This window comes from Streptomyces sp. NPDC032091 (assembly GCF_055580265.1).
The window spans coordinates 215,703-231,892 of sequence record NZ_JBVILR010000006.1; the positions used below are offsets into that span (position 1 = coordinate 215,703).

General features: G+C 75.3%; 16 protein-coding genes and 1 pseudogene. 7 read left to right on the top strand and 10 right to left on the bottom strand.

The window, feature by feature from the left end; translation table 11 throughout:
• Window positions 1-23: 23 nt before the first annotated feature.
• Window positions 24-527: a phosphatase domain-containing protein gene (locus ACZ5NJ_RS12915; protein WP_468764873.1), complete on the bottom strand. Its 504-nt coding sequence runs from the start codon at window positions 525-527 to the stop codon at window positions 24-26.
• Window positions 528-593: 66 nt separating this feature from the next.
• Window positions 594-809, bottom strand: a complete 216-nt coding sequence (locus ACZ5NJ_RS12920; protein ID WP_045951223.1) for a dodecin — start codon at window positions 807-809, stop codon at window positions 594-596.
• 163 nt (window positions 810-972) lie between these two features.
• Here ACZ5NJ_RS12920 and ACZ5NJ_RS12925 point away from each other — a divergent pair, with 163 nt between their 5' ends.
• From ACZ5NJ_RS12925 to ACZ5NJ_RS12935, 3 genes and pseudogenes are all read left to right on the top strand, one after another.
• A complete protein-coding gene (locus ACZ5NJ_RS12925; RefSeq protein WP_468764874.1) occupies window positions 973-2,238 on the top strand; it encodes an extracellular solute-binding protein in 1,266 nt (421 codons plus the stop codon).
• A gap of 156 nt (window positions 2,239-2,394) precedes the next feature.
• A complete protein-coding gene (locus ACZ5NJ_RS12930; protein ID WP_468764875.1) occupies window positions 2,395-3,243 on the top strand; it encodes a GNAT family N-acetyltransferase in 849 nt (282 codons plus the stop codon).
• Window positions 3,240-3,776, top strand: a pseudogene (locus ACZ5NJ_RS12935) (lysophospholipid acyltransferase family protein); the annotation flags it as partial. The gene ACZ5NJ_RS12930 and the pseudogene ACZ5NJ_RS12935, both read left to right, overlap by 4 nt.
• 365 nt (window positions 3,777-4,141) lie before the next feature.
• Here ACZ5NJ_RS12935 and egtD read toward each other — a convergent pair.
• From egtD to egtA, 4 genes are read right to left on the bottom strand one after another with little or no spacing between them, the layout of a single operon-like run.
• Window positions 4,142-5,131: an L-histidine N(alpha)-methyltransferase gene (gene egtD / locus ACZ5NJ_RS12940; RefSeq protein ID WP_468764876.1), complete on the bottom strand. Its 990-nt coding sequence runs from the start codon at window positions 5,129-5,131 to the stop codon at window positions 4,142-4,144.
• Entirely contained in the window at window positions 5,128-5,886 is a 759-nt protein-coding gene (gene egtC / locus ACZ5NJ_RS12945; protein ID WP_468764877.1) for an ergothioneine biosynthesis protein EgtC, read from the bottom strand. Before egtC ends, egtD begins: the two co-directional genes overlap by 4 nt.
• The gene (egtB, locus tag ACZ5NJ_RS12950; protein ID WP_468764878.1) at window positions 5,886-7,208 is read right to left on the bottom strand and encodes an ergothioneine biosynthesis protein EgtB; all 1,323 of its coding nucleotides are present in this window, start codon (window positions 7,206-7,208) and stop codon (window positions 5,886-5,888) included. The genes egtC and egtB overlap by 1 nt, the downstream gene beginning before the upstream one ends.
• A complete protein-coding gene (gene egtA / locus ACZ5NJ_RS12955) occupies window positions 7,205-8,608 on the bottom strand; it encodes an ergothioneine biosynthesis glutamate--cysteine ligase EgtA (RefSeq protein WP_468764879.1) in 1,404 nt (467 codons plus the stop codon). Before egtA ends, egtB begins: the two co-directional genes overlap by 4 nt.
• Before the next feature lie 107 nt (window positions 8,609-8,715).
• Between egtA and ACZ5NJ_RS12960 the strand changes: the two genes are divergently transcribed.
• Window positions 8,716-9,543 (top strand): TIGR02452 family protein, encoded by an 828-nt coding sequence (locus tag ACZ5NJ_RS12960; protein WP_468764880.1) that lies wholly within the window; start codon window positions 8,716-8,718, stop codon window positions 9,541-9,543.
• 107 nt (window positions 9,544-9,650) lie between these two features.
• On the opposite strand, the gene ACZ5NJ_RS12965 is transcribed toward ACZ5NJ_RS12960, so the two are convergent.
• On the bottom strand, window positions 9,651-10,115 hold the full coding sequence (locus ACZ5NJ_RS12965) for a type II toxin-antitoxin system PemK/MazF family toxin (RefSeq protein WP_468764882.1): 465 nt from the start codon (window positions 10,113-10,115) through the stop codon (window positions 9,651-9,653).
• A gap of 110 nt (window positions 10,116-10,225) precedes the next feature.
• Here ACZ5NJ_RS12965 and ACZ5NJ_RS12970 point away from each other — a divergent pair, with 110 nt between their 5' ends.
• Both ACZ5NJ_RS12970 and ACZ5NJ_RS12975 read left to right on the top strand, forming a co-directional pair.
• On the top strand, window positions 10,226-10,588 hold the full coding sequence (locus tag ACZ5NJ_RS12970) for a VOC family protein (protein WP_468764883.1): 363 nt from the start codon (window positions 10,226-10,228) through the stop codon (window positions 10,586-10,588).
• A gap of 130 nt (window positions 10,589-10,718) precedes the next feature.
• A complete protein-coding gene (locus ACZ5NJ_RS12975) occupies window positions 10,719-12,209 on the top strand; it encodes a cellulose binding domain-containing protein (RefSeq protein WP_468764884.1) in 1,491 nt (496 codons plus the stop codon).
• Here the strand turns inward: ACZ5NJ_RS12975 and ACZ5NJ_RS12980 are convergent.
• The 3 genes from ACZ5NJ_RS12980 to ACZ5NJ_RS12990 form a co-directional block, all read right to left on the bottom strand.
• Window positions 12,206-13,483 carry a pyroglutamyl peptidase gene (locus ACZ5NJ_RS12980; protein ID WP_468764886.1) on the bottom strand — a complete coding sequence of 426 codons (1,278 nt, stop codon included), beginning with the start codon at window positions 13,481-13,483 and terminating at the stop codon, window positions 12,206-12,208. The genes ACZ5NJ_RS12975 and ACZ5NJ_RS12980 overlap by 4 nt on opposite strands.
• A gap of 131 nt (window positions 13,484-13,614) precedes the next feature.
• The gene (locus ACZ5NJ_RS12985) at window positions 13,615-14,070 is read right to left on the bottom strand and encodes an ester cyclase (RefSeq protein WP_468764887.1); all 456 of its coding nucleotides are present in this window, start codon (window positions 14,068-14,070) and stop codon (window positions 13,615-13,617) included.
• 71 nt (window positions 14,071-14,141) lie between these two features.
• Entirely contained in the window at window positions 14,142-15,575 is a 1,434-nt protein-coding gene (locus tag ACZ5NJ_RS12990) for an amidase (protein ID WP_468764888.1), read from the bottom strand.
• 205 nt (window positions 15,576-15,780) lie between these two features.
• On the opposite strand from ACZ5NJ_RS12990, the gene ACZ5NJ_RS12995 reads away from it, so the two are divergent.
• Window positions 15,781-16,188: a YciI family protein gene (locus ACZ5NJ_RS12995; RefSeq protein WP_468764889.1), complete on the top strand. Its 408-nt coding sequence runs from the start codon at window positions 15,781-15,783 to the stop codon at window positions 16,186-16,188.
• Window positions 16,189-16,190 lie beyond the last annotated feature (2 nt).

The window sequence follows — 16,190 nt, forward strand, 5'->3', positions numbered from 1 at the left end:
CCGGGGCCCTCGCCTTCCGGCCCTCAGGTCCGGCTGCCGCCCTCGCTCTCCTGGGCCTTCTCGAGCTCCGCCGACTGCGCCGCCCAGTCCGCCAGCAGCACCGCGAACCCGGCCGCGCGCGCGGCCTGGCAGACGAGCTGGTCGTCGTCGACCAGGACCCGCACCTCCCGGCCCCGCGCGATCCGCTGGAGCACCTCCAGCTTGGTCTGCCGGGCCGGCCGCCGGTCGCGGTCGCCGCGCATCCACACCCGGCCCTCGGGCAGCCCGTGCCGGGTCAGCCAGTCGGTGGTGTCCGCCCGGCAGCGCTCCGGCCGGCCGGTCAGGTACACCACCTCGCAGTCGGCCGCGCTCTCCACCGCCAGGGCCACGCCGCGCGCGAGCGGCGGGTCGGCCGGGGCCGCGCCGAAGAAACCGTCCCAGTCGCGGGGCCGGCGCTCCAGGAAGTGCTGGCGGTGGCCGGTGTCGGCGAGGGTGTTGTCGATGTCGAAGACGGCCAGCGGGCGGCGCGGTGCGGTGGTCTCGGTCATGGCCGCCAGCCTAGGTCGTGCCCCGCGGCCGGGGGAGGGGCGGGTGCGCGCCGGCCCTTCGACCCGTCAGTCCTCGCCGTCGAGGCGGAAGCCCACCTTCAGCCCGACCTGGTAGTGCGCGATCTGCCCGTTCTCGATGTGCCCGCGCACCTGCGTGACCTCGAACCAGTCCAGATTGCGCAGGGTCTGCCCGGCGCGCGTGATCCCGTTCCGGATGGCCTGATCGATGCCCTCGTGGGAAGTGCCGACGATCTCGGTCACCCGGTAGGTGTGGTTGGACATGGGGGTCTCCCGCCGGTTGTCGCTTTTGCCTTGTTCCACGGTGCCCCAGTAAGCCCGGGTCCGCGAACTTTGCGTGAACAATCCCGTTGGAAAGCCCCTTGACCGGACCATTGGTCTATGCCAATTTCAAGCCATCTGAGATCCAGCCCAGAAGGTGACCCTCGTGAAGAAGCGCTTCCTCGCCGTGTGCACGGCCCTCGTGGCCGCCACCGCCCTGACCGCCGGCTGCGGCAGTCTGGCCGGATCGGACGGCGGGTCCGAGAAGGTGACCCTCTGGCTGATGAAGGGCAGCGCCTCGGACGACTTCATCGAGAAGTTCACCGCCGACTTCGAGAAGCAGCACCCCGGCACCGACCTGGAGGTCAGGATCCAGGAGTGGAAGGGCATCGGTGACAAGGTCAACGCCGTCCTCTCCGGCAAGGGCCAGGACCACGCCGACGTCATCGAGGTCGGCAACACCCAGGTGGCCCAGTACGTCGAGACCGGCGGCCTCTCCGAGCTCACCCTGGAGGGCCTGCGCACCTGGGGCAGCAAGGACTGGCTCAAGGGCCTCTCCGACCCGGGCAGCGTCAACGGGGCCCAGTACGGCGTCCCGTGGTACGCGGCCAACCGGGTGGTGATCTACAACAAGGAGCTCTTCGCCAACGCCGGGATCAAGACCCCGCCCAAGAACCGCCAGGAGTGGACGGCGGCCACCCAGAAGCTCGACAAGGGCGACCAGCAGGGCATCTACCTCCCCGGCCAGAACTGGTACGTCCTCGCCGGCTTCGTCTGGGACGAGGGCGGCGAGCTCGCCGCCGAGACGGGCGGCCAGTGGGTCGGGGCCCTCGACGACGAGAAGGCGCTGGCCGGGATGGACTTCTACAAGCAGCTCCAGGCCCTCGGCAAGGGCCCGAAGAACGCCGACGAGGAGACGCCCCCGCAGGCCGAGGTCTTCGCCCGCGGCCAGGTCGCCCAGATCATCGCCCCGCCCGGACAGGCGGCCCAGATCGAGGCCGCCAACCCCGCGCTCAAGGGCAAGCTCGGCTACTTCCCCATCCCCGGCAAGACCTCCGAGAAGCCCGGCGCCGTCCTCACCGGCGGCTCCGACCTGGTCATCCCGGCCAGGACAGGCAACCGGGCGCGCGCCGTCGACGTGATCACCGCCCTGGTCGGCGAGAAGTGGCAGACGGAGCTCGCCCGCACCATGAGCTACGTCCCCAACAAGACCACCCTCGCCCGGGTGGTCGAGGGCAACGAGGGCACCGCCGCAATGGCCGCCGGCGCCGCCCAGGGCCGGGCCACGCCGAAGTCCGGGCGCTGGGCCGAGGTCGAGGCCAAGAACCCGATCAAGCCGTACATGACGGCCGTGCTCACCGGCCAGGACCCCCGGCAGGCGGCGAAGACGGCCTCGGAGGCGATGGGCCGGATCCTCAACTCCGACCGCTGAGCAGGGCGCCGGGTCCGCCGCCGTCCGCCGAGTTCAGCCTCCGCACATCCGGGGGCCGCGGCGCGGTCATGTCGAATCCAGCCGGTCACGGAAGAAGTAAAGGAGCCGGGTCCGCCACCCGCGGCCCGGCTCCCCGTGCCCGGATCAGGAGCAGCCATGACCATCGCCCCCCTGTCCCCGTCCCCTCTCGCACCCGCAGCCCCGGCCGTCCGCACCCCGGCCGCCCCCGCCCCGGCCCCCGCAGCCCCGGCCGTCCTCGCCCCGGCCCCCGCCGCCCCCCGGTACACCGTCCGCCTCGCCCGCGACGAGGCCGAGGTCCGCGCCGCCCAGCGGCTGCGCCACCAGGTCTTCGCCGGAGAGCTCGGTGCCCGCCTCGACGGACCCGAGCCGGGCCTGGACTCCGACGCCTTCGACGCCTACTGCGACCACCTCCTGGTCCTCGACGAGGAGACCGGCCAGGTCGTCGGCACCTACCGGCTGCTGCCCCCGGAGCGCGCCGCCGTCGCCGGACGCCTCTACTCCGAGGGCGAGTTCGACCTGGCCGCCCTCGCCCCGATCCGCCCCGACCTGGTCGAGGTCGGCCGCTCCTGCGTCCACCCCGACCACCGCAACGGCGCCGTCATCGCCCTCATCTGGGCCGGCCTCGCCCGCTACATGGAGCGCACCGGCCACAACTGGCTCGCCGGGTGCTGCTCGATACCGCTCGCCGACGGCGGAGTGCTGGCGGCCGCCACCCGCGAGACCGTCCTGGCCCGCAACCTCGCCCCCGAGGAGTACCGGGTCACCCCGCACCTCCCGTGGAGCCCCGAGGGCGTCACCCTCCCCGGCACCCGCCTGGAGCTGCCGCCGCTGCTGCGCGGCTACATCCGCCTCGGCGCCTGGGTCTGCGGGGAGCCGGCCCTCGACGCCGGGTTCGGCTGCGCCGACCTGTACGTCCTGCTCTCCCTGCGCCGGACCAACCCGCGCTACCTCAACCACTTCCTCTCGCTCGCCCCGTCGGCATGAGCAACTGGCTGCTGCCCACGGCGCCCTGCACCCCGCAGGACTGCGCCGGCCACCCGGGCCCGGCCGCGAGCGTCCCCCGCGCGGTGCTCCGGCTCGCCGGCGCCCTCGCGCTGGTCCTGCTGGCCGTCCCGGCCGCCCCGCCGGTGCGGCTGCTGCCCGTCCGGCCCCGGCGCGCCCTGATCCGGGCCTGGTCCACCGCGCTCCTGCGGTCCCTGGGGATACGGATCACCGTGCACGGCACCCCCGGGCCGGACGGGGGCCGCCTGATCGTCGCCAACCACGTCTCCTGGACCGACATCCCGCTCGTCGCCGCCGCCCTGCCCAGCCGGATGCTCGCCAAGAGCGACATCCGCGCCTGGCCGGTCCTCGGCCGGCTCGCCGCGCGGGCGGGCACCCTGTTCATCGAGCGGGACCGGCTGCGGGCCCTGCCCCGGACCGTGGAGAGCGTCGCCCGGGCCCTCGCGGCCGGGGACCGGGTCACCGTCTTCCCCGAGGGCTGCACGTGGTGCGGGCGCGCCCAGGGCCCCTTCCGGCGGGCCGCGTTCCAGGCGGCACTGGACGCGCGCGTGCCCGTACAGCCCGTGCGGATCTCCTACCGGCTGGCGGACGGGGAGTTCGCCGGGGCGCCCGCCTTCGTCGGGGACGACACCCTGACCGCCTCCCTCTGGCGGATCGCCCGCGCCCGCGGCGTGCGCGCCGAGGTGCGGCTGCTGCCCGGGATCCCGCAGGGCCGCCACGCCGGCCGGCGCGAACTCGCGGCGGCGGCGCAGCGGGCGGTCCTCGGGACGCGGGAACCGGAGCGGACACCACTGGCCGGCATACCCGCCCAGCAGCGCCCGCCCCGCCCGCCGGCCCGGCGCGCCCCCGCCCCGCACGCCCCGGCCCGGCGCGCCCCGGCTCAGTCCACGGCGTCCGAGTCCACCGAGCCGTCCGCCACCGACAGCGACAGCGCGAAGCGGCCCGCCGCGTCCGTCCACCAGTGGGACAACTCCAGCCCGGCCTCGGCGAGTTCCTTACGCACGCCCTCCTGACGGAACTTCGCCGAGATCTCCGTCAGGATCTCCTCGCCCTCCTCGAACGGCACCACCAGGTCCAGCGCGCGGATCTTCACCGTCACCGCCGACCGGGCCCGCAGCCGCATCTCGATCCACTCGTGCTCCCGGTTCCACACCGCCACATGGTCGAAGTCGGCGGTGTGGAAGTCCGCGCCCAGTTCCCGGTCGATGACGGCCAGCACGTTCTTGTCGAACTCCGCCGTCACCCCCTGCGCGTCGTCGTACGCCGCCACCAGCACGGCCTCGTCCTTCACCAGGTCCGTGCCCATCAGCAGCGCGTCCCCGGGCGACAGCATCGCCCGTACGGACGCCAGGAACACCGCCCGCTCCGCCGGCCGCAGGTTCCCGATCGTGCCGCCCAGGAACACCACCAGCCGCGGCCCGGGCGAGTCCGGCAGGTGCAGCGGGCCCGTGAAGTCCGCGAGCAGCGCGTGCACGTCCAGCCCCGGATGCGCCGCCAGCAGGGATTCGGCCGCCCCGGTCAGGGCGCTCTCGCTCACGTCCACCGGCACGTACGTCTCCAGCGCGGGCAGCGCCTCGATCAGGTGCCGGGTCTTCTCCGAGGAGCCGGAGCCCAGCTCCACCAGCGTCCGCGCCCCGCTCACCGCCGCGATCTCCCGGGCCCGCTCCAGCAGGATCTCCCGCTCGGCGCGCGTCGGGTAGTACTCCGGCAGCCGGGTGATCTCCTCGAAGAGCTCGCTGCCCCGGGCGTCGTAGAACCACTTCGGCGGCAGCTCCTTGGGGACGCGGGTCAGCCCGCGCAGGACGTCCTCGCGCAGCGCCCTGTCGGCGGCGTGCTCGTCGAGGGTCCGGGTCATCTGGAAGTCGCTCACGGGGTGCTCTCCTTCAGGGGGATCAGGGTGACCCGCGTGCGGGTGGCGGTCAGCAGGGTCCGGTCGGGCACCTCGCACCAGCCGGTGTCGTCGTCGTACGGCTCGGACGCCACGACCACCCGACCCGCCGGGTGGCCGGGCAGGTACCAGAGGGAATCGCCCCAGGCGGTGGCGGCGATCGAGGCGCCGTCGGTGAGCAGCAGGTTCAGCCGGGACCCGGGAGCGGCGGCGGCCAGTTCGCGGACCGCCTCCGCCAGGGCCGTGCCCGGGTCGTCGCCCTGCCGCAGCCGGTGCAGGACCAGGGCCCACACCAGGGCGGAATCGGTGCGCGCGGCCAGTTCCAGCAGCGCGGGGGCCGGCAGCGCCTCGGCGAGCGGCGCCGCCGCGTCCGGCCAGCCCCGTACCGCGCCGTTGTGGCTGAACAGCCAGGGCCCCGAGGCGAACGGCGCCGCCGCGGCCTCCGCGTCGGCCCCGGCGAAGGTGGCGTCGCGCACGGCGGCCAGCACGGCCCCGCTGCGCACCACCCGGCCCAGGTCGGCGAAGCCCTCGTCCCCCCAGACGGGCCCGGCGCGCCGGTAGCGGGCCGGGACGGGGTCCCCGGGCGCGTACCAGCCCACCCCGAAGCCGTCGGCGTTGACGGTGCCGTACCGCTGGCGGCGCGGCGCCCAGGACTGCCGCACGAGCGAGTGCCGCGGATCGGCCAGTACCGTCCCCAGGGGTATGTCCGGCCCCAGGTAGGCCAGGTGACGGCACATCAGGCGTCCCTGGCGGTGCGGAAGCCGGAGAAGATCTGCCGGCGCACCGGCAGGTCCCAGTTGCGGAAGGTGCCCCGGCAGGCGACCGGGTCCACCGCGAAGGAGCCTCCGCGCAGCACCTTGTGCTCCGGGCCGAAGAACACCTCCGAGTACTCCCGGTACGGGAAGGCACGGAACCCCGGGTACGGCAGGAAGTCCGAGGCGGTCCACTCCCACACGTCGCCGATGAGCTGGCGCACCCCCAGCGGGGAGGCCCCGGCCGGGTAGCAGCCCGCGCGGGCCGGGCGCAGGTGGCGCTGGCCCAGGTTGGCGTGCAGGGGGGTCGGGTCGGCGTCGCCCCAGGGGTGGCGGCGGGAGCGGCCGGTGGCCGGGTCGTGGCGGGCCGCCTTCTCCCACTCCGCCTCGGTGGGCAGCCGGCGTCCCGCCCAGCGGGCATAGGCGTCGGCCTCGTACCAGCTCACGTGCAGAACCGGTTCGTCGTCGGGCACCGGCTCGGTCACCCCGAAGCGGCGGCGCAGCCACTGGCCGGCCTCGCGCCGCCAGAAGAGCGGCGCCCCGATGTCGTGGGCGCGGATCTGCTCCCAGCCCTCGGCGGCCCACCAGCGGGGGTCCGTGTAGCCGCCGTCCGCGATGAAGGCCTGGTAGGCGGCGTTGGTGACCGGCACCGTGTCGATGTGGAAGGCCGCGACCTCCCGCACGTGCGCGGGCCGTTCGTTGTCCAGCGCCCAGGGCTCGGCCGAAGTCCCCATGGTGAACGGGCCCGCCGGCACCAGGACTTCGGAGGCGGCCGGGGGCGGCCCCTGCGGCGGCGCCGGGTCCGGTGCGGCCAGTACGGGGTCGCCCGCGCGCAGCTGGTGGGTGATCAGCATGGTCTCGTCGTGCTGCTGCTCGTGCTGGGCGATCATCCCGAAGACGAAGGCGTGGTCGAGCAGGGCCGCCCCCTCCAGCGGGGTGCGGTCGAGCAGGTCGAACACCCGCCCGCGGACCTCGGCCGCGTACCGGCGGGCCTCCTCCGGGCCCAGCAGCGGGAGCTTCGGCCGTTCGGCGCGCGGGTGCCGGAACGCGTCGTACAGGGGGTTGATCTCGGGGCGCAGGAACGCGCGGCCGGCCACGTTGCGCAGCAGCCACAGCTCCTCCTGGTTCCCGATGTGCGCCAGGTCCCACACCAGCGGGGACATCAGGGGGGAGTGCTGCGCGGTCAGGTCCGGGTCGCTGACGGGATCGGTCAGCCCGGCGGTACGGGCCCGGGCGGCGGTCAGGGCGGCCGCGGCCCGCTCGCGCAGCACCGCGGGCCGGATCTCGGGGTGGGTCTCGGTGGTCATGGGCGCGGTCCCTTCGCGGCGGGCGGCCGCCGGCGGCGCACCGCCGGGCCGGTGTCTTCCACGGCTGCCGGAGCGGCGCTGACGGCGGCCCGGGTGCGCCCCGCGATCAGGGCGTCGTCCATGTCGTCGGCCGGGCAGCGGCCGCGCCGTACGTAGCGCTCGGCGAAGGCCCCGACCGCCCGGCGGACGGACGCGTCCGCCCCGAGCCGGGGCAGCGCCTCCTCGGCGGCCGCGAAGCAGGCCGTCGCCGCCGCCCGCAGGCCGGGGTCGGCCAGGGCGCTGCGGGCGGCCGTCCGCCACAGGGAGTTGCGGGGCGCGCGGTGGCCGCCGTACGCGTCGGCCAGCGCCTTCACCGCCCGGTAGGCGGTCTCGGCGGCCTCCGGGTCGTCGAACAGCGCGTGCACCACCGCCACCGGGACGATCCAGCCGTCCTCGCCGGGCTGCGCGTCGATCATCCGCAGCTCCAGGTGGCCGCGCGGGCGCACGGGCGGGAACAGGGTGGTGAGGTGGTAGTCCAGGTCCTCGGCGGTGGGCCGCCGCGAGGGGCCCGGCCCGCGGCCGTCCGCGCGCAGCCAGCCGCGGAAGGTGAGCCCGCGCGGCACCGCCCAGGGCCCGTCCCCGTGGCCCCGTACGCACATCACCTCGGTGTCCAGCGCGTGCCGGACCCAGGCGGCGCGGGGCTCGGCGTCCAGCGGCGGGGCCAGCGCGCGGCGCGGGTCGATGTCGCTCCAGATCCCCTGCCGGGCGCACCGCCAGCCCTGGTACGGGCCGTCACGGCCGGGGGAGTGGGCGAAGGCGGCCACCAGGACGGCGCCCAGCAGGTGGGCCAGCCGCCAGCGCCTGCCGTACCCGAGCGGCCCCGGCTCCTCGTGGCCGGCGTCCACGCAGACCTGTACGGAGGCGGAGGCGCGCATCATGGCCCGGCCGGCGGGGCCGGTGCGGTCGAAGTAGGCCTCCATCGCGTCGTAGCGCGGGCTGGCCAGGAGGCGGCGCAGGGGCCTGCGGGGGTCCTCGCCGAGGCCGTGGAGGACCAGGCCCCGCTCGCGCAGGGCGGCCCGTACGGCGGTGAGGTCGGCCCGGAGCCCGTCGACGCAGGCGGTGAGGGAGGCGGCGGGGGCGGAGCTGAGCTCCAGCTGGCCGCCGGGTTCGACGGTGACCCGGGAGTTCAGGTCCAGGGCGCGGGCGGTGGCGTGGGCGGCGGTGAGGCGTTCGGGCGGAAGCGGCAGCCAGGGCCGCTCGGCGTCCAGTACGAGCCATTCGAGCTCGGCGCCGAGGGTGCGGGGCGGGCCGGTCTTGAAACAGATGCCGTGGATCAGGTTCTCGGCGCCCGCCTCGTCGAGGGGGGCGTGATCACGGTCCCCGGGACCGTGACCGGAGGGAGCGGGTGCGTTCTCGGACATGACCGGAACCTCGTCTCCTGTAGTCGGCCGTGACGTCACCCGTGCCTACCCGTCCTCGGGGCGGTAATTCCTTTGCCGCTCCCGGGCCTGCGCCGGAGGATGGCGGCGTGAGCAGCAGATTGCGCGAGATCGCGCGGGAGAACGCGCTGATCCTGGCGGCCGGGGGGTACCGGACGCGGTCGGGGCGGCAGGTCTCCCTCGCCGCCGACCTGGCGGAAGCCAAGGCCGGAACCAGAATATATGGGCCAAACCCGGTCATTCCAGACGAAAGGTCCGTCAGGGGGAGCCGCCGGACGGTCTTCGAGGTCACGGGGGAGAGCAGCACGGTCGCGGCGCGTCGCCTGGCGCAGGAGGCCGGCGGCCCGGGCGGGGTCGCGGTGCTGAACTTCGCCTCGGCCTGCAATCCCGGGGGCGGCTACGTCCGCGGGGCCAAGGCGCAGGAGGAGGCGCTGTGCCGGGCGTCGGCGCTCTACGAGACCCTGCTGGAGGCCCCCGAGTACTACGAGGCCCACCGTGCCGGGAAGAGCACCTTCTACTCCGACCGGGTGATCCACTCGCCCGGGGTGCCGGTGTTCCGCGACGACAGGGGCGAACTGCTGGAGACCCCGTTCCGGGCCGGGTTCCTCACCTCCCCGGCCCCCAACGCGGGCACGATCCGCCGCCAGGAGCCGGAGCGGGCGCCGGAGATCCCGGCGGCCCTGGCCCGGCGCGCCGGGCGCGTCCTGGAGGTGGCCGCGCTGCACGGGTACCGGGGGCTGGTGCTGGGGGCCTGGGGGTGCGGGGTGTTCCGGAACGACCCGGCGGTGGTGGCCGAGGCCTTCCGCCGGACGCTGACGGGCCGCTTCGCGGGCGCCTTCGCACACGTCGTCTTCGCCGTCCTGGACCGCGACCCCACCCCGCGCGAGGCCTTCGCCAGAGCCTTCGCGGACGCCTGAACGGGGCGCGGCCCGGCCTCGGACCGGCCCCCTGAACGGGCCCGCCCCCGTCGGTGCGCCGCCGGCTCCTGGGCGGGCCCGGTCGCGGATCGGGCCCGCCCGCGCGGCTACTGCCAGCCGTAGCGCTCGCGGAGCCGGTCCACCACCAGCCCGAAGCGGGCCCGGTCCAGCGCGCAGGCCTCGCGCCGCATCCCCGCCTCGTGGACCCGCAGCACCCGGTCCACGTCCACCCACGACTCCCGCCCGGCGGAGTCCCAGGGCCCGGAGCCGATCGGGACCCACTCGCGGTCGGCGTCGTGCCGCTTGCTGGACAGCTGCACGGCGAGCAGCGTAGCCCCGCCCGCCTCGCGCGCGACCACCAGCACCGGGCGGTCCTTGCCCCGCCCGTCGTTCTCCTCGAAGGGGACCCAGGTCCACACGATCTCGCCCGGGTCCGGGTCCCCGTCCGGGTCGGGCGCGTACTCGGTGCGCACCGGCCCGATCGCGAGGGGATCGGCCTCGACGGTGGCGGTGAAGCCGTCCCGTCCGGGCTGCTCGACGTATCCGTTGCCGTGATGTGAAAGTGCCGTCATCCGGGCGAGGTTAGCGGTACGCGGCCCCGTGGCGGGCCAGCCGGACCGCCGGGCGGGTGACGCCGCCGCGCCCGGCCCCCTCCGGCGGCCCGCCCTGGCAGGATGGCGGCATGGAACGAGTGCGGGGAATCGGCGGCTACTTCATCCGGGCGGGCGACCCCGCGGCACTGGCCGCGTGGTACCGCGACTGCCTGGGTCTGGACCTCGACGAACACGGCCTGTGGCAACCGGAGCCCGGTCCGACGGTCTTCGCGGCCTTCGAGGCCGACACGGAGTACTTCGGCTCCCGGGCCCAGGGAACGATGCTCGGCTTCCGCGTCCGCGACCTCGACGCGATGCTGGCGCAGCTGCGCGCGAAGGGCGCCGACGTGGCGGGGGAGCCCCAGGAGATGCAGGGCGTCGGCCGCTTCGCCTGGGTCACGGACCCGGAGGGCAACCGGGTCGAACTGTGGCAGCCCGCCGACCCATCCTGATGGCCCGCTTACCGCTGCCTTAAGCGGAGCCTAAGGCTCGTTCACCCCGCCCCGAAACGAACGAATGTCCGTTCCGGGGCCGCTAGCGTGCTGCCGCACCCCACCCCCGAGGAACAGAGGCAGGCACGCCATGGGCAGCACCACCCGTCACCGTCGCAGGGCCGGCGCGAAGGCGAAGGCCGCGGGCGCGATCGTGGTGGCGGCGGTGATCGGCGGCGCGGCGTTCGCGTTCGCCGGGACCGCGCAGGCCACCTCCGTCGGCGCCGTCTACACCACCGCCAGCTCCTGGAGCGGCGGTTACACCGGCCAGTACGTCATCACCAACGGCAGCGGCGGCACCCAAGCGGACTGGACCCTGGAGTTCGACCTGCCCGCCGGCACGAGGATCGACTCGCTGTGGAACGGCGCCCACACCGTGACCGGGCAGCACGTCACCGTGAAGCCCGCGAGCTGGAACCGGGAGCTCGCGCCCGGGGCGTCCGTCACTGTCGGATTCGTCGCGAGCGGGACCGGCGGAACCGGCGGCCCGAAGGGGTGCCTGATCAACGGCGTCAAGTGCTCCATCGACCAAAGCGCGACCCCGCAGCCCAGCGGCCGCCCCACCACCCGCCCGACCCCGCCGCCGACCGGCTCGACGGCGCCCACGGCCACGGCCACCGCCCCGGCCACCCCGACGGCGGCCCCCACCGCCAAGCCCACCGCGACCGCGACCGCACCCGCACCCGGCGGCGGCGCCCGCTTCGCCCCGTACGTCGACACCTCCCTCTACCCGGCCTACGACCTGCTCGACACCGCGACGAGCACCGGCGTCAGGGAGTTCCACCTCGCCTTCGTCACCGCCGGCGCCGGCTGCACCCCGCTGTGGGGCGGCGTCACCGACCTGGCCGCCGACAAGGTGGCCGCTCAGATCGGCGCGCTGCGCGCCCGCGGCGGCGACGTCCGGGTGTCCTTCGGCGGGGCCGCCGGCCGTGAGCTGGCGCTGAACTGCGCGAGCGCCGACGAACTCGCGGCGGCCTACGGGAAGGTGGTCGACCAGTACCGGCTGACCAAGGTCGACTTCGACATCGAGGGCGCGGCCCTGCCCGACACCGCCGCGAACACCCGCCGGGCGCAGGCCATAGCCCGGCTGCAGAAGTCCCACCCGGGCCTGGACGTGGCCTTCACCCTGCCCGTGATGCCCGAGGGGCTGACCCAGCCGGGCGTGGCCCTGCTCGCCGACGCCCGCGCCAACGGGGTGCGGATCGGCTCGGTCAACATCATGGCGATGGACTACGGGCCCGCGTACGGCGGGGACATGGGCCAGTACGCGATCCAGGCCGCGACCGCCACGCAGGCCCAGCTCAAGGGGGTCCTCGGCCTGTCCGACCAGGCGGCCTGGAAGGCCGTGGCCGTCACCCCGATGATCGGCGTGAACGACGTCGCGTCGGAGGTCTTCTCGGTCTCCGACGCGACGCAGCTCGTGGACTTCGCCCAGGCGAAGGGCATCGGACGGCTGGCCATGTGGTCCGCGGCGCGCGACCGGCAGTGCCCCGCGGGCGCGCTGGACCACGCGGACGCCACCTGCAGCTCGGTCCTCCAGCAGCCGCTGGCCTTCACCAGGGCGTTCGGCGCCCTGCGTTAGCGCGGGGCGGGGCCGCCGGACGCGCGGAGCACCTCCAGCACCTGCGCGGTGATCGCGGCCTCGTTCCCCTCGAACTCCGGCCCGGTCAGCCGGTCCGCCTCCGCGGGCAGCCCCGTCAGCACGGGGGTGTGCAGGTGGCCGCCGGGCAGGCCGGGGCGCAGCTCCAGCCGGAGCCGGTTGGAGCGGTAGGCGACCTCGTTGGAGAGGTATCCGCCGCCCCCGCCCGCGACGGCGCGCGAACCGGGGGTGGGGCCGTCCTCGCGGTCCACCGGGTCGGCCTGCCCGGCCGGTATCTCGGTGACGGCCGTGTTCAGCCGTACGGGGTAGGGGCTCTGGACGGCGGTCATCGCGTCCGTGGGCAGGCTGGTGCGCAGGAACTCGGCGCCGGGCCCCAGGCCCGGCGCGGTCGCCGGGTGTTCGGGCGTACCGCCCGACAGGGCGCGGACGTTGTCCGGGTACGGGTCCGCGGAGCGGTTGCGGCCCGCCCAGGCCTCCAGGGTGAAGAGGCCGGGGTAGCCCTGGCTGATGCTGGTGATCATGTCGGCGGAGCGCGGACCGGCCGCCAGCCGGGGTCCGTAGGCCCGCTCGACGATCCCGGCGTCGAAGTCGGCGTAGCGGACGGGCAGGACGACGGCGCGGATCTCGGCGGGGGTGCCGTCGGCCAGGGTGATCCGGCGGCCGTTGAGCTGGAGGGCGGCCGAGCCGGAGGGGTTGGCCCGGCGCAGTTCGGTGTCCAGGCCGAAGGGGTCGAAACCGCTGACGAAGATCCGCCGGACGCCCCGGGTGCCGCGGAACTCGTTGGCGGTCAGACCGCGCGAGGCGTCCTCGAACCGGGACCTGAGGGCCGCCCGGTCCACCGCGAACCCGGGCTGCCAGGCGTCGAGTTGCACGGTCATCGCGAGTCGGGCCCAGTACAGCGGCCGGTCGTCCCGGTCCGGCAGGTCACCGCCCGGCCGGCGTCCCTGGGCCCGGTTCACGGCGGCCTGCCACAGGGCCTCGCCCCAGGTGTCGAGCAGCCGCTGCGCCCCGGCGGCGTCGCGTACACCGCACAGGGCGGCCGGGAAGCGGCGTACGAAGCCGTCGAGTCCGGCCCGCTCGGGGAAGGCGGCCGCCCGGGGGTCGGACAGCCGGCCCTGCTCGGCATCGGGCGGGACGGAGGAGCGCGCGCCGGCGGCGCAGGCGGGCGCGGTGTCCGCGTGGGCGGTGGCGGCCGGCAGGAGGGTGGCGATCCCGAGGAGGGCGGCGGCGAACGCCGTACGACGTAAGAGCATCATGACATGTGACATTACATAGGGGGTGCCGGCTCCGGGAGGAGACTTCCGGGCAGCGGTGGGCGCGCCGGGCCCCGGCCGAGAACGGCCGGGGCCCGGGAGCGGCGGCACCGACGGCATGGCGGTCTCGGTAGTCAGTCGGCCTGCGGCCACTCCCAGCCCAACTGGAGGAACAGGCCCAACCGGTCGCTGACCCCGCGGATCTGCGAGATCTTGCCCCCGTCCAGGGTGAACCACCAGATGGCCTCGTTCTCGAACGACCGGCCGGTCGGCTCCGGCATGCGCGGGTGGCTCCCGCCGTGCGTACCGGACTGGATCGTGCGCGCGACCACGCGGTCGCCCTCCGAGACCAGTTCCTCCACCCGCACGGTCAGCGGATCGAACGCCGCCAGCTGCTGGCGCAGTCCCTCGAAGGCCGCGCCCGGCTCGTCGGGTTCACCGTGGATGATCTGGTTGTGGTCGACCACGTCCGCGGCCATGTACTGCGGCAGGTCCGCGGTACGCCGTTCGTTCACGGCAGTGAAGAACCCGAGTACGGCCCGCCTGTTGTCGTCCTGCACGCCCATGACGTGCACCCCCTTGTCGATCATGGTGTGGATCAGGTCGCGGGTGAGCCTAGGCGTGTCGGGTAAGTGCCCGGTCAAGTGCATGTCAACCGCCGTCAAATTCCGGCCTGACCGGCCACTTCCGCCCGGTGGGCCCCCGGCGGCCAGTGCGCCGCCCAGCCCTCCTCCGCCTCCAGCTGCGCGGCCAGCGACAGCAGCCGGGGCTCGGAGTGCGCCGGGCCCAGCAACTGCGCGCCGAGCGGCAGCCCCTGCGGGGTGAAACCCGCCGGGACGCTGATGCCCGGCCACCCCAGCACGTTCCACGTCCAGGCGTACGGGCACGCCGCGATCATCGCCCGGTCCGTGGCCAGCGCCCCCCTCCCCGCCAGGGCACCGATCCGCAGCGGCCCGGAGGCCGTCGTCGGGGTGAGGACCACGTCGAACCGGCCGAACAGCTCCCCGACCCGGCGGCGCAGCGCCCCCTCCGCCCGCCGGGAGAGCCGCAGCGCGGCGCCGCCCAGCAGACGGCCCGTACGCGCCGCGCCACGGGTGCGCGGGTCCAGCAGACCGGCGTCCGGCGCCCGCACCACCAGCTCCCGTACGCCGGCGGTCGCGCGGGGCGCGAAGGTGAGGCCGATCGGACCGTAGCGGGGGTCCTCCGGGACCACCTCGTGCCCCAGCCCCTCCAGCCGCCCGGCCAGCCGCTCCACCGCCGAACGCACCACCGGGTCGCAGGACTTGCCGCCGGTCGCGGTGAAGGCCGTCGCGAAGGACAGTGCGATCCGCAGCCGGCCCGGCGCCCGCCCCGCCGCCTCGACCGCCGACACCGGCGCGGGCCGGTGCAGGTCCCCGGCGGCCGGACCGCTCGCCGCGTCCAGCAGCAGCGCCGCGTCCGCGACCGTACGGGCCAGCACCCCGTTCACCGTGAGCCCGTGGAAGGCCTCCGGCTCCGGCCAGGTGGAGATCCGCCCCCGCTGGGGCTTGACCCCCACCAGGTGCGTCCACGCCGCGGGGATGCGCACCGAGCCCGCCCCGTCGGAGCCGAGCGCCGCCGGGACCAGCCCGGCCGCCACCGCCGCCGCGGAGCCGCCGGAGGAACCGCCCGGGGTGTACGCCGGGTCCCACGGATTGCGGGTCTCGCCGAAGGCGGGCCCCTCGGTGAAGGGCCACTGCCCCAGCTCGGGCGTCTGCGTCTTGCCCACGACGACCGCCCCCGCCGCGCGCAGCCTGCGCACCGCCTCGCTGTCGGCCGGCCTCGGCGGGAACTCCCCGGCGCAGCCGAACGCCGTCGGCTCGCCGGCCACGTCCATGTCGTCCTTGACGGCGACGGGCACGCCCAGCAGCGGCAGCCGCTCCCCCCGGGCCAGCCGCCGGTCGGCGGCCTCCGCCTCGGCGAGCGCGGCCCGTGCGCGCACGATCCGGAAGGCGTTGAGGGAGGACTGCGCCGCCGCGATCCGCGCCAGCGCCCGCTCCGTCAACTCCCTCGAACCCACCCGTCCTTCGGCCAGTGCCGCGGCCATCTCCCCGAGCCCCGCAACGGCGTCCGCCATGGACTGCCTCCCCCTACCGATCGGTAAGGCCGACGGTAGGCGCAAACGGCGATGCCCGCACCCTCCCGCGCGGCAGCCCGCGGGCCACTCCGGCACGGCCCGGAAAAAAATCTTCCCCGCGGATGTCGAGAACGCGGCGCCGGCTCCGTCCCCGGGGTGAGCGCGGCCAGAATGGACGCGTCGGACCGGATCGAGGAGAACCGTCATGGCCAAGTACCTGCTGCTGAAGCACTACCGCGGCGCCCCGGCCCCGAGCAACGACGTCCCCATGGACCGCTGGACCCCGCAGGAGGTCTCCGACCACATCCGGTACATGCGCGACTTCGCCGCGAAGCTGGAGCAGACCGGCGAATTCGTCGACGCCCAGGGCCTGGCCCCCGAGGGCACCTGGGTCCGCTACGACGGCGAGGGGCGCCCGCCCGTCACCGACGGACCGTTCGCCGAGACCAAGGACCTGATCGCCGGCTGGATGGTGATCGACGTCGACACCCACGAGCGGGCCCTGGAGCTCGCCGCCGAGCTGTCGGCGGCCCCCGGCGCCGGCGGCCGGCCGATCCACGAATGGCTGGAGCTGCGCCCCGTCATGTCCGAGCCGCCCACGATCACGGAGTGACC

Bases quoted from the DNA above. Each gene is read 5' to 3' on its own strand.
- egtB (WP_468764878.1), bottom strand. From the start codon at position 7,208: ATGACCACCGAGACCCACCCCGAGATCCGGCCCGCGGTGCTGCGCGAG.
- ACZ5NJ_RS12965 (WP_468764882.1), bottom strand. From the start codon at position 10,115: ATGACGGCACTTTCACATCACGGCAACGGATACGTCGAGCAGCCCGGA.
- ACZ5NJ_RS12970 (WP_468764883.1), top strand. From the start codon at position 10,226: ATGGAACGAGTGCGGGGAATCGGCGGCTACTTCATCCGGGCGGGCGAC.
- ACZ5NJ_RS12995 (WP_468764889.1), top strand. From the start codon at position 15,781: ATGGCCAAGTACCTGCTGCTGAAGCACTACCGCGGCGCCCCGGCCCCG.
- ACZ5NJ_RS12990 (WP_468764888.1), bottom strand. From the start codon at position 15,575: ATGGCGGACGCCGTTGCGGGGCTCGGGGAGATGGCCGCGGCACTGGCC.
- ACZ5NJ_RS12920 (WP_045951223.1), bottom strand. From the start codon at position 809: ATGTCCAACCACACCTACCGGGTGACCGAGATCGTCGGCACTTCCCAC.
- ACZ5NJ_RS12980 (WP_468764886.1), bottom strand. From the start codon at position 13,483: ATGATGCTCTTACGTCGTACGGCGTTCGCCGCCGCCCTCCTCGGGATC.
- ACZ5NJ_RS12985 (WP_468764887.1), bottom strand. From the start codon at position 14,070: ATGATCGACAAGGGGGTGCACGTCATGGGCGTGCAGGACGACAACAGG.
- ACZ5NJ_RS12930 (WP_468764875.1), top strand. From the start codon at position 2,395: ATGACCATCGCCCCCCTGTCCCCGTCCCCTCTCGCACCCGCAGCCCCG.
- ACZ5NJ_RS12915 (WP_468764873.1), bottom strand. From the start codon at position 527: ATGACCGAGACCACCGCACCGCGCCGCCCGCTGGCCGTCTTCGACATC.
- ACZ5NJ_RS12975 (WP_468764884.1), top strand. From the start codon at position 10,719: ATGGGCAGCACCACCCGTCACCGTCGCAGGGCCGGCGCGAAGGCGAAG.
- egtC (WP_468764877.1), bottom strand. From the start codon at position 5,886: ATGTGCCGTCACCTGGCCTACCTGGGGCCGGACATACCCCTGGGGACG.
- egtA (WP_468764879.1), bottom strand. From the start codon at position 8,608: ATGTCCGAGAACGCACCCGCTCCCTCCGGTCACGGTCCCGGGGACCGT.